The sequence below is a fragment of the Desmonostoc vinosum genome, assembly GCF_059505385.1.
In genome coordinates, this window is sequence record NZ_JCACKM010000094.1 from 1 (window position 1) to 12,636 (window position 12,636).

11 protein-coding genes and 2 CRISPR repeat arrays are annotated in these 12,636 nt (G+C 37.2%); of the genes, 10 read left to right on the forward strand and 1 reads right to left on the reverse strand.

Features of this window, described 5'->3' with window-relative positions:
* Positions 1-179: 179 nt before the first annotated feature.
* Positions 180-1,685 (forward strand): hypothetical protein, encoded by a 1,506-nt coding sequence (locus tag AC5JMF_RS15765; RefSeq protein WP_495796676.1) that lies wholly within the window; start codon positions 180-182, stop codon positions 1,683-1,685.
* Positions 1,686-2,230: 545 nt separating this feature from the next.
* A CRISPR array of direct repeats spans positions 2,231-3,066; the repeat unit is 37 nt; unit sequence GTCTCCACTAACAATGTGGAGGCGCATAATTGGAAAC.
* Between the two features lie 118 nt (positions 3,067-3,184).
* Positions 3,185-4,657 (forward strand): TIGR03985 family CRISPR-associated protein, encoded by a 1,473-nt coding sequence (locus AC5JMF_RS15770; protein ID WP_495796677.1) that lies wholly within the window; start codon positions 3,185-3,187, stop codon positions 4,655-4,657.
* Between the two features lie 80 nt (positions 4,658-4,737).
* Here the strand turns inward: AC5JMF_RS15770 and AC5JMF_RS15775 are convergent, their stop codons facing one another.
* The gene (locus AC5JMF_RS15775; RefSeq protein ID WP_495796678.1) at positions 4,738-5,772 is read right to left on the reverse strand and encodes a M48 family metalloprotease; all 1,035 of its coding nucleotides are present in this window, start codon (positions 5,770-5,772) and stop codon (positions 4,738-4,740) included.
* Between the two features lie 143 nt (positions 5,773-5,915).
* Between AC5JMF_RS15775 and AC5JMF_RS15780 the strand changes: the two genes are divergently transcribed.
* The 8 genes from AC5JMF_RS15780 to AC5JMF_RS15815 all read left to right on the forward strand — a co-directional run bounded on the left by AC5JMF_RS15780 (position 5,916) and on the right by AC5JMF_RS15815 (position 12,576).
* Entirely contained in the window at positions 5,916-6,839 is a 924-nt protein-coding gene (locus AC5JMF_RS15780; RefSeq protein ID WP_495796679.1) for a reverse transcriptase domain-containing protein, read from the forward strand.
* A gap of 8 nt (positions 6,840-6,847) precedes the next feature.
* Positions 6,848-8,092: a CRISPR-associated endonuclease Cas1 gene (gene cas1 / locus AC5JMF_RS15785; RefSeq protein WP_495796680.1), complete on the forward strand. Its 1,245-nt coding sequence runs from the start codon at positions 6,848-6,850 to the stop codon at positions 8,090-8,092.
* A 323-nt stretch (positions 8,093-8,415) separates the two neighbouring features.
* Positions 8,416-8,691 carry a CRISPR-associated endonuclease Cas2 gene (gene cas2, locus AC5JMF_RS15790; RefSeq protein ID WP_495796681.1) on the forward strand — a complete coding sequence of 92 codons (276 nt, stop codon included), beginning with the start codon at positions 8,416-8,418 and terminating at the stop codon, positions 8,689-8,691.
* Between the two features lie 218 nt (positions 8,692-8,909).
* A CRISPR array of direct repeats spans positions 8,910-9,610; the repeat unit is 36 nt; unit sequence CCCCACCGATTGGGTTAATTCGGAATAATTGGAAAC.
* Positions 9,611-9,690: 80 nt separating this feature from the next.
* A complete protein-coding gene (locus tag AC5JMF_RS15795) occupies positions 9,691-10,650 on the forward strand; it encodes an RpnC/YadD family protein (RefSeq protein ID WP_495796682.1) in 960 nt (319 codons plus the stop codon).
* Positions 10,651-10,806: 156 nt separating this feature from the next.
* Entirely contained in the window at positions 10,807-11,379 is a 573-nt protein-coding gene (locus AC5JMF_RS15800; RefSeq protein ID WP_495796683.1) for a LabA-like NYN domain-containing protein, read from the forward strand.
* 63 nt (positions 11,380-11,442) lie between these two features.
* Entirely contained in the window at positions 11,443-11,769 is a 327-nt protein-coding gene (locus tag AC5JMF_RS15805; RefSeq protein WP_495796684.1) for a hypothetical protein, read from the forward strand.
* Between the two features lie 54 nt (positions 11,770-11,823).
* A complete protein-coding gene (locus AC5JMF_RS15810; protein ID WP_495796685.1) occupies positions 11,824-12,039 on the forward strand; it encodes a hypothetical protein in 216 nt (71 codons plus the stop codon).
* 51 nt (positions 12,040-12,090) lie between these two features.
* Positions 12,091-12,576 carry an E2/UBC family protein gene (locus AC5JMF_RS15815; protein ID WP_495796686.1) on the forward strand — a complete coding sequence of 162 codons (486 nt, stop codon included), beginning with the start codon at positions 12,091-12,093 and terminating at the stop codon, positions 12,574-12,576.
* Positions 12,577-12,636: the final 60 nt, after the last annotated feature.

The following is a 12,636-nucleotide window of genomic DNA, read 5'->3' on the forward strand; positions in this document are numbered from 1 at the left end:
GCGTAGCGTCTCCGTCAGGAGAAGGAGGGTTTCCCTCCGTAGGAACGCCACTTGCTTCAAGCCGGGGAACCCGTCCAACGCAGTGGCTCAACTTTTCAAGACAGAGACGCAGAGAAGAGAACGCAAAGAAGGACTTTTGCAAGAGGTCTAATTATTAACTTTATAGTAAGTGCAAAAATATGAATATCTGGATTGTAACTACCGGAAATAGTGATGTTCAACTCAAAAATAAGGATAACTGGAATAACTTATATAGAGAAGGGAGAACAGAATTAAAGAGAGACCATAACTTCCAACCTGTTAAAAAAGAAGATGATGTCACTTTCACGGTTCTAGCAAGAGTTATGGGTGTGATTTATGGTAATCAACTAGATAATCATAAGCTAGATAAAGATATTTACCAAGATTTATGTTTTTCGCTTCTTGACGCTTTTTCTCAAAAGCTACAGGGTAAAGATCGTCCAGATAGAATTATTGTTATTCTCACAAATCAAGAAGCTGCTTATACCAATCCAGAAAAAAAATGCCCATACTGGAAAGATACCTGTACTCTAAAACCGATACTTAATAAGTATTTTCAGGTTAAGTTTCCTCAAATTACAGAAGTTGAGTATTTAGAACTTAAACCAATATCAAAAGACGAAGGTTTAGATAATTGGGACAAAGCCCTACTTTTAGTTCAACAAGAATTATCGACTTTAAAATTTAAACCTTCTGATAATATATATGTCAGCCATCAAGCTGGGACACCTGCGATTTCATCTGCTATTCAATTTGTCAGTCTGGCAAAATTTGGTAAAAAGGTGAAATTCCTGGTATCAAATGAATACGAGCCGGAGAATACTCGATTAATTACTAGTTCTAATTATTTACGGGGTATCCAACTACAAGAAGCAAAAGTTTTATTAGAACGTTTTGACTATTCTGGAGTAGAGAGTTTATTAAAACCTTATTGGTTAGATTCTGCAACTCCACAAGAACAAAAACTTAGAGAATTGCTGAAAATAGCTATTCAATGGAATTTTGCAAATTTTGATGATTTTGCAAAAGGTTTAGGAGAAACAGCGCAAGAACGTTTAGAACATTGGTGGTGGACTGGCTATGAAGCAGCTTATTTAGCTGTAGTACGCTTGGAACAAGGTAATACTGTTGAAGCACTATTTCACAGTTTTCGCGCTGTAGAAGGCTTAATTTGTAAGTGGGCTGAACATACTTATCCTACTCATATTCAATATAAACCAGATGGTTCGCCAGAAATTAAAATCAGTATATCAAGAGATTTACCAACTTATATCAATCGCCTTTATCCAAATATGCAAGATAAATTAAAAAATCAAGGTAGAATTGGTCTTTTTAGTGAATCACTTTATCAGTTATTACAAACGGCAAAACCAGAATGTCGAAATGATACTCATATTATGAGTATAGTTTGGGGTAAGGCGCGAGATAACAGGAATCCTCTATTTCATAGATTACTAGGTTTGCAAGAGCAAGAAGTTTTTGAGGCTTGGAATACTAGAAATAAAGATAGTTGGAAGAATAAAGTGTTAAATTGTTTAAATTTTGTTGCTAATCAACCTTTTACATCTTTACACAAGAATAGTCTTATGTATCAACCACATCAAGATTTAAAGCAAGCGTTGAATGATTATGAGTTACAGGCTTTCAGCAATTTGAATGTCTAAGCTCAGATCTTGCACCTTTCAAACTGTCAGTCGCAAAACTTATCTAATTGTTCGGCTTCGCTGATATCTGCCAGGGATTGTAAATCCCTGTCTTATAGCAAAAGTCCATTACAAATGGACTAAATGCAGAGACAAATAGATATGTAATTTTTATAACTTTATTGCGGCAGACTCATTATTTTCACTGACAGGTGCAAGATGTGAGTAAGTAAATATTTGAATTTGCTATTCTATGTTTTATAGAGATTTGCTCGCACGATCGCCAACAACATCACTTAACAACACTAGCTAAAACTGCGTCAACCAGCAGGTGTATTTATCGAACATTTGTTATATAACCTGTAAAGGCTTATCAGCTATGGTTTTGGAGGTTTTTAGCAGAAAATGAGGTTGACGCAAACTCTGTAATATATACCAGGAGAGTGTTTGAGGTCATTTTGGTGAAGGGAGGACTTGACAAGCGATCGCTCAAACAGTACTTTTTAATTAGATCCGCGCAAATGGGTGGCGAAAGTATTGTATATCAAGCTTTTTAGACCCTAGCAGTCTCCACTAACAATGTGGAGGCGCATAATTGGAAACATTATTTGTCTACCAGTATAACTTTGTGTTTTAGGTCTCCACTAACAATGTGGAGGCGCATAATTGGAAACTTCACTTGAAATCCGAAAATGTTGTTATCAACTTTAGGTCTCCACTAACAATGTGGAGGCGCATAATTGGAAACTAGTTTCAAGGTGTTTAATCATTTTTTTCAAGTAAGTCTCCACTAACAATGTGGAGGCGCATAATTGGAAACCAGTAACTCTTTTTGTTCGCTTATGGAAAACTCATGTCTCCACTAACAATGTGGAGGCGCATAATTGGAAACGAAATAACCAATTAGATAAAGCTACATGTTTTCTGTCTCCACTAACAATGTGGAGGCGCATAATTGGAAACCCATTAATCGTAATGCCTCAGCAAATACAGCATCAGGTCTCCACTAACAATGTGGAGGCGCATAATTGGAAACATAAAGCTCTTATCTACCAGGATGAAAACATTTATCTAAGGTCTCCACTAACAATGTGGAGGCGCATAATTGGAAACGAGTATCTCCGCCCCTTCTGGCGTTAGCGTAATCGGTCTCCACTAACAATGTGGAGGCGCATAATTGGAAACTAATTGAATTGAAATCCTTTCGCGGAAATTTCAAGTCTCCACTAACAATGTGGAGGCGCATAATTGGAAACAGAGGCAGACAAGGACTTTTCAACCTTGAGATTGACGTCTCCACTAACAATGTGGAGGCGCATAATTGGAAACCAATGAGTGTTTCGAGAAACCTGAACAACTTGGGACGTCTCCACTAACAATGTGGAGGCGCATAATTAAATTAATAAAAATTCGTCAGTCGCATCACAGATAAACAATTGCTTCCTTTTATCCACCAATAATAAAAATAAATCAAATAAAGCCAGCTTGTACGATCGCGTGCATAACAGAGTTCTTCTACAATGCATCTATCCGAATTATTCCCCCACTTTTTCATCCTTCAGCGATTAGTGGATGGTTCGCTCAACCAGAGCCAAAACCTAATTACAGCAATGCGACGCTGGATTTTAATCAATTGGTTTTATGGAGAAGCAAGCAAAAATTTGGAGTGCGATCGCTATAGTGGTATAACATTCAATGAGTGGAGCGAGTACTTTTTTAATCAAGACTTATTGCAACTGCAACCGTCATTTCAATCGGGACATCCTTTCGGTCGTTTGTTGGAAACAAACAACGAAATATTTAAACCCCACCATCCCCTGTGTCCCTGTTATAAGACAACTGTAGATTGGTTGCGATTTTATAATATTAATGTTAACGAGTGGCTGGAAGAATTGCAAAAAAATATTTATATATCGCCCAAAACAGTTAGTAAAGTAATTGGCGATCGCTTATTTGCTAAAGTGAGAAAGAGCTTACAAGCAGATATCAATGCTTTGATAGCTAAAGGATGTCTTAAATGCGAAACATCCCTATTTCAAAAGCAAAATATTATCTATCGAATAGATAAATTACCCAGTTGGCTGTGTGCTAAGGTTGCTAAACAGTCAATAAATCCAAATGGGATTTTTCCGCAATTGAATTCTACTGAAATGGCAGATTTAGCGCAAGCATTGGATATGTTAAGTTTTCTCGACCCGAAATTACCACTAATTGCTGATAAAATTTCTAAACAAGTCTACGGAACTCGGCGGATATTTTTGCATATAGATTATATATTATCAGAGAATAACCAGTTTAATATTGATAATATACAAGAACAATTACAAGAAAATTGGCAAAGTCGGGAAATTAAACCAATATTTTTAAACTATGCTAGCGCTCGTTGTGGCAATAAAAAATGCTTAGTTTATCCGGTATGTATTTATTACTTGCAAAGAGCGAAATATCTTTGCGGTTACGGCTTAAATCCTCAAGGTGATGTAAATTGGTATCTTTATCGTTTGGAACGGATTAAATCATTCACTTTTGTGGATTGGTCAAATCAAACTATTCCCCCCCAATTGTTATGTAAATATCTCAATAATCAACTACCAGAACCACAAGATGTGGAAAGGGAAATCAGTACTGCCTGGGGATTTGAAATAAACAAACCTCCGCACGTCATGTTATTAAGATTCAATAGTAATTATCACCAACACTATATCCAAAATACTTTTCGTCATCACACATTTACACGCATCAAATCGCTTACCAAGCTAGCACAAATAATTCATCACTATACAAGTAATCCCCAGGAAGAAAAATTATTAAATACTGTTGTTAAAAAATATCCTGACGATGCTTATTACAGTGTCATCTATCGCGCTAATGATAATAATATTATCATGCGTTTACTTGCTTGGGGTGCTAATGTTGAGGTGTTATTACCAATGGAGTTACGAGAACACATAGCTAATAATATCCGCCAAGCCTATACATTTTACAATTATTAGTTACAGGAAATTTCATTTAAATCATAGCGGGCAAGATGCCCGCACCACAAGATTGACTTTTGACTTATTCGACAGCAGCACTATTTTTTAATATAAAATCCCCGTCTTAAGACTTCAATTCGTTTGTGCATTGGTGGATGAGTCTGTTTCAACCAATGAAAAACCCCAGTTTCTTCTTTCATTGCAACTCGTACCCATAAAGTTGACATCTCCTCACGATTCTTTTTCGGTGGTTGGAAGGGAAGTTTGTCCAAAGTTGCGAGTGCTGACACCATCGCATCAACACTCGTGAGTCTTGCAGCAACGGCATCGGCATGATATTCTCGCCAACGACTGTGCCAAAAGGTCAATAATGTGACTAAAAGTTGAGTTATTGATGGTAATAACATCAATATCAGCCAAATTATCACACCAATAAAAAAGCCCATTGCATGTTGCCAATTGCCTAACAAGCCATAGATTAAACCAGCAATTAACATTAGTAAAGCGGCAAATCTACCAAGATACCAAACAACCAATAGCATAGGTGTAAAAAGAGTCGCCATTACTCCACTAAAAGCGGCAGAAAGTAAAGTTTTTGCCATTGTATCTAAGTTAGCGATATGACCGATTTCATGAGCCATAACTGCGGCTACTTCTTCCCGATTTAAATTTTTTATTAATCCTGTAGTTGCAACCACCATTGAATAAGAACGAGTAGCACCAACAGCATAGGCATTGGGATTATCATCAGACAATTCTATTCCCACCACGGGAGTTTTAGGCATATTTTCGGCGATCGCAATATCTCTAACAGTCATACACAACCATTTTTCCATATCCGAATACAGCCCTTTTTCATCTAATAAAAATGGATTAATTACCCGAATATTTCTTTGGTTGATATAAGTAGGAACGGCGGCAAAATATCGGTAACTGGTGGTGATAAACCAATAAAGACTGGGTAAACCGATACAAAACAAGAAAAACAATCCTAGAACAAAACTTAATGCTCCTTGTTGCAATAATAGTAAGCCGTAATAACTTGCACACAACCCATAAATCAAAACTGCCAAACAAAATAGCGTCATAATCGCAATTACAGCTAAATTACCGCCAGCATTTTTAAATCTCATCTCTTGACTCCATTTAATTAAATTACAGCTAGTAAATTCTCAATGCTGTAACTTACCATCCCTATGGAAACCCGCCTTTCCAAGCAAGAACTAAACTAAAATCTGGATTCTCTCAATTAAAAATCCTCAATCTCATCAGTTTTATGGAAGCAATAATTAGTGAATTTCTGGCTTTGCACAATTTTCAACGAGCTTGGGAAAAAGTTGCAGAGAAACGCGGATGTGCGGGTATCGACAGAGAAACCATTGATGATTTTGCTCGCAATCAAGCTTTGAATATCTATGAATTACGCGATACAGTTGCTAATGGAAGCTACGAACCTCTACCTTGCAAACAAGTTGTCATACCTAAACGCAATGGTAATTTACGAGAATTAAAAATACCAACAGTGCGCGATCGCATCGTTCAACAAGCCTTGTTAAATATATTTTATCCCGTGATGGAGGCGAAATTTTCCAGTGCGAGTTTTGCCTATCGTCCTAATTTATCCTATCTAAATGCAGTCGAAAAAATCGCTGATTTTCGCGATGAAGGTTATGTTTGGGTATTTGATGCTGATATTGTCAAATTTTTTGATAATATCGAACATTCCCGCTTATTACAACAAATTAGACTACATCTCGACCATCCCGGTATTTTATGTTTGGTCAAATCCTGGATATCGGTGGGCGTACAAACCGATGCGGGTTTAATTTTATCTCAAAAAGGTATTCCTCAAGGTGCAGTAATTTCACCAATTTTAGCTAATATTTATCTACATGAGTTTGATGAAATTATCGCTAGCAGTAATTTAAAACTCGTGCGTTATGCTGATGATTTTGTAGTTTTAGCACGTACCCAAGCAGAGATTTTGGCAGCTAAAACAGAAATCACCAATTTATTAGCTGGGATGGGATTAGAGATACATCCCGAAAAAACCAGAATTACTAATTTTGAGCATGGATTCTGTTTTCTCGGTCATGGTTTTATAGATAATGCGATTTTTCCCATCGATACTAACCGCATCAAACCCACAAATAATTATGTTACTAAACCTCAGTCGAAACAATGTAAAAAAAAACTGTAATTACGCCTTTGCATAGCAATTACTACGGACAAGCGCAGCAAGTAGTATCAGAAGATGAGAGATGGAATCTAGATATAGAAACGCCGCAAGAATCAGAACTTTCGGCACAAGTTTCAGAACAACAATCTCAAGTAGCGTTTCTCCATCAACCCTATTTAGTAGAAACTGATAGCAATACAGATGGGGAAATTATCTCTAATAGTGATAATAACAATAGTCCTCTACAAAAGAATCTTTGGAATCAGGAAATGGCTGCAATTTATCTGCTTGAACAAGGAACGAGTATTTATAAAGACCATCTGCGGTTTATTATTCATGTCAGTGAAAAACCAAAACTAGAAATACCAATTCGTGAAGTCGAACAAATCATGATTTTTGGCAATATTCAACTTTCCACACCAGTAATTAATGCCTGTTTAAAAGATAAAATTTCTGTCTTATTTCTCAATCAACTGGGCCAATATCACGGACATTTAGCAAGTGAAGAATCTACAAATATAGACAATCACCTCATCCAAATGCAACGACGCAATGATGACTATTTTCAATTTCAAATATCGAAAGCGATCGTTTATGGAAAATTAACCAATTCCAAGCAGTTATTAATGCGCTTTAATCGCAAACGCAAGATAGCAGCAGTAGAACAAGCAATATATGGGATTAGCAAAGATATTGACTCCTTAGAATTAGTTGATGACTTAGATTCTCTACGCGGTTATGAAGGTATCACAGCTGCCAGATATTTTCCGGCTTTTGGACAGCTAATTACTAACCCTAATTTTGAATTCTCTCTCCGTAATCGTCAACCACCTACAGACCCGATAAATTCCCTATTAAGTTTTGGTTATACGCTTTTATTGAACAATGTCATGAGTTTTATCGTTGCTGAAGGACTTTCGCCCTATATAGGTAATTTTCACTATGGAGAAAGACAAAAATCCTATTTGGCTTTTGATTTAATGGAGGAATTTCGGTCTGTTATTATTGATAGCTTAGTTTTAAAAATCATTAATAATTCTGTGTTTAAACCGCAGGATTTCGACATTTTAGAAAGTACGGGAGGGGTGTATCTCAATCAATCATCACGGCGGATTTTTCTGCAAAAATTTGAAGCTAGAATGAATGAAGAAACATCCCATCCCGATTTACAATCTCAAGTTACATACCGTCATGCGACTCAATTGCAGGTCAGAAGATATAAACGCTGTTTATTATCGGATATTCCCTATACAGCATTTTTAAGACCTGCATAATTCAGCGATAACAATTCAATATAAATTAAGGAAAATAAACTTGATATAGATTTAGGGTGTGTTAAGCTGTTCCATATATAACTTGCATAATTAGGGCGGGCAAGATGCCCACCCCACAAGAGTTTTATTTAATTTGATTATGTAATTTAGATGTTTTTTAGCTTATGCCGTAGGCTAACGCACCTTAATTGATTAGTGCTGCGTTGTGCAATGACTAAAGACCAATGATGACTTTCAAAACTTAGCTTTATTTGTAATAACCTACTTATACTGTCAGTAAAATAATTTATAATTTTATTAATTTATACTTTTTATTTATCTCAATGCTAGTCGTTGTTGTATATGATATTCCTGATGATAAAAGGCGCACGAAGTTATCCAATTTTCTCGAAGGTTATGGGCGAAGAGTCCAGTTTTCTGTATTTGAGTGTTTTTTGAGTTTGGAGGAAATGCGACAACTTTATACAAGTGTGAGAAAGTTAGTTAAACCTGCACAGGATAATGTTCGGTTTTATTGGATATCCCAAGAAGCCATTGAGAGGGTGTTAACAATTGGTGGTGAAGCACCCCAAGCACCGCCAAACTATTATGTTATCTAGGTTTGAGCCTATTTTAGGAGATTTTGTAACATGACTATCGACACACCTCAGCAAATCGCCGAAACCCTTATTCTTTCGTTGAGGTGTGTCGATTGCTTACTGTGTAAGGGTTTGAGCTATGTGTTTGATTAATTTTTCGCCTAGATTTACAATGTTTTTTAGAGGTGTGTCGATTTGTAGTCTGAAATCCTTACTGGGTAAGGGCTGCTAGACGAACTCCCCACCGATTGGGTTAATTCGGAATAATTGGAAACTTTGAGAACCCGAAGACCTACTTCGGCAAGCGACCCCACCGATTGGGTTAATTCGGAATAATTGGAAACAATACGTCCTCACGCTCGAGGACATCCTCGAGTGCCCCCCACCGATTGGGTTAATTCGGAATAATTGGAAACTTCTCACAGTAAACAAGCGCACAACGGTTGACCCACGTGCGCCCCACCGATTGGGTTAATTCGGAATAATTGGAAACCTTTGCTATTTTCCCAAACGCGCACCTTGAACCCCACCGATTGGGTTAATTCGGAATAATTGGAAACGTTGGGATACAGGCGGCAATGCCCAGCCAGACGAGGCCCCACCGATTGGGTTAATTCGGAATAATTGGAAACTCACGATAGTAACGCACGGGTAGGTTTCTTTCAAGATTTGACCCCACCGATTGGGTTAATTCGGAATAATTGGAAACTTGAGGCAGGTTAACTCGTAGATCTGTCCAGCTTTGAGAAAACCCCACCGATTGGGTTAATTCGGAATAATTGGAAACTAGATTTTTTCCGTGCAGTCTCAACAAACGATCTGTGCAATCCCCCACCGATTGGGTTAATTCGGAATAATTGGAAACGTAACCCACACCAGACTTCCAAGACAGTTGACAAAATTACCCCACCGATTGGGTTAATTCGGAATAATTGGAAACATCCTGAAAATGCAAAAACCCCTTCACTGGAAGTTAATAATGTTATGATTGTTCAAAATTTCTCGAAAATACAAAATTAAATGTCCGAACAACGAACAGAATATGACAACCCTTGGAAAGAAATTATTGAAGATTTCTTTCCAAATTTTTTAGAATTCTTTTTTCCCACAGCATATGCAGTTATCGATTGGACAAAACCATACGAATTCCTGGATACTGAATTGCAACAACTGGAACCCGACGCAGAAATAGGAAAGCGCCTAGTCGATAAAGTCGCCAAAGTTTATTTACTAAACGGAGAAGAAGTTTGGGTTCTTACTCACATCGAAGTTCAAAGTCAATATGAAAAAGACTTTCCCACTCGCATATACATTTATAACTATCGCTTATTCGATCGCCACAAAAAACGAGTCATCAGTTTAGCAGTACTTGCAGATGAAGAGAAAAACTGGCGACCAAATAAATACGAATATTCACTAGGGGGATGTCGCATTAGTTTAGAGTTTCCCATCGTGAAATTATTAGATTACGAAGCCCAATGGCAAACTTTAGAGCAAACAACTAACCCCTTCGGCATAATTGTGATGGCACATTTACGCACCAAAGCCACAAACCAAAACCCCGAAAGTAGGCTACATTGGAAACTAAGACTAGTCAGAATGTTATTTGAAAAAGGATATAACCGCGAAGAAATAATTAGATTATTTCGATTTATTGACTGGATAATGTCATTACCAGAGGAATTAGCCAACAACTTTAAAACAGAATTAAGAAATGACGAGGAGGCAGGTAGAATGCGCTACGTAACCAGCATTGAACGTTTAGCCAAACAAGAAGGTAGAGAAGAAGGCAGAGTAGAGATTGCAAGAGAAAGCATAATAGAAGTTCTGGAAGTACGGTTTGGGGAAATACCAAATCCGATTGTTGCAAAAATTAATGGCATAAATGACATATCTATGCTTAAGACTATTCATAGACAAGCGATCGCCATACCCTCACTCGATACATTTTCAGAACTGATCGATCAAATCAGCTTATAAATCTCGTGAGATTTAAACAAAAGCGATCGCTATCCTAACTTAACCTAGAAATCACTTCATGGAGCGATCGCTTCGGTTGGAAACTCGCGTTTCCAACCATAGATTTTAATAAAGCATATCGTTCATACCCAAATCAACAGCAGTTGGTGAAAACCTATGCTCAGATCTCGTCGTGTCTTGATTTTTGCAGACAGCGATAATACTTACCTAGCAGCACAAAGCTTTAACAGAAAAATCGACTGGCAAAAAATATGTAACTATCTTGCAGATCCTAAAGAAGGTAGAGAATTAATCGAAATGGTGATTTATGTCGGTTTACCACCAGCCAGGGAAAGATTTGAAGAACAACGCAAAACCAAAGAGAAATTCGTATATTGGGCTAGAAATAACGGCTTTTTAGTAGTTGCAAAGGAAGGAAAAGCCAAAGGAGAAGACTACGAAACCAACATTGATGTCGTGATGGCGATGGATGCAGTGGAATTAGCATTAGAAGTCAAACCAGATATCGTTGTCTTAGTCACGGGAGATTCAGATTTTGCCTATTTAGCCGAGAAATTGAGACGAAGAGGAATGCGAGTAGAAGTTGCATCTGTAGAACAGTCATTAGGTAGCGAGTTAAAAAATGCAGCCAACAGTATTATCGACTTAATAGAAGTATTTGACTCTTTTAATCCGCAAAATACTAATCAAACATTTCACAGAATTGGTAACGCCAGCATATTTGATTAATTATCATATCAATCAACTTGGCGATTCATTTAACCAGTTGTCAATCAAAACATCATAGCCATCATGCAAACAATCAACGGCAAATTGGTTATCTCAGAAATACAAGCTCCAGATAATGTAGAAAAACAAATAATGAAATTCAGCCAACAGCAAAATCAACAATATAACCAAGAAATCACCAACATCCAAGAGCGCCTCAGCAAACTCGACAAAAAATGTATCCTCCTCGAAGAAGCGATCGCGCGACAATTTATGCAGTTTCTCACGATTAATATTTGCGGTGTCATTGGATTAATATTTATCTTGTCTTGGTTTAACAGCAACCAGCAGATAAACAATCAACAAACAAAACAATCAACTAAACCAACAGTACAACAACTATACCTATAAACTACTACAGCGCGGCGTATAGTTCAACAAGCAAACACACATCAAGGAGAAAATATGCGGGCAGTAATCAATGGTAAATTAGTTGATTTACCTCAAGGTATAACAGTAGAACAATTGCGGAAAAAGTTTCCGGAAATTGGCAACGATGATGTCATGGAAGAAGGTTTTGGTGGAACTAAACCTTTAAAAAACAATGAAGCCCTCAAAGAAGGTTCAAAAGTATGGAGTGTACCCAAAATTGTGAAAGGCATAGAAGATTTGACCAAATAATTACTAATTCGCAATTAATAACTCATTAAATTGAACGTAAACAGGTAAATTATGACAATTACAATTAGCCAGGACAAATTAGAGTTCCAACCAAATCCAAGATTGATTGCAGAACTCAAACTTTTAGAAAAACTAGCTAAGAATATTATCGTTGGTAATAAAACAATTGAAGATGTTCGATACACAGCAATTTTAATCAAAGGAATGCCCCTCTCATCCCAAAAGTTTACCGTTTCCAATACCGATGTTTTATTTCTCTTACCATCTGAATATCCCCAACTACCACCCATCGGCTGCTATCTCAATTACCCTTGGAACACCACCGGCGAAGGAGATCATCACTTTACCAGACAAAGCTATTATGGAGCGCCATTCTTAAGCAATGAGGGATGGTATTGGTACTGTGTCGGATTGGGAGGAGGATTTAACCGCGAAGTTTGGTTAAACTCATGGAAACCCAGTCAACAAGTCGATAAAGGACATAATTTAGCGACATTATTTGTAACTGCGCGTCATGCAATTAACACCGATGATTAATGGCGATCGCTACATGAAATTTAACTAATCACACTTCTATAAAATTGCGAAAAATCCCCC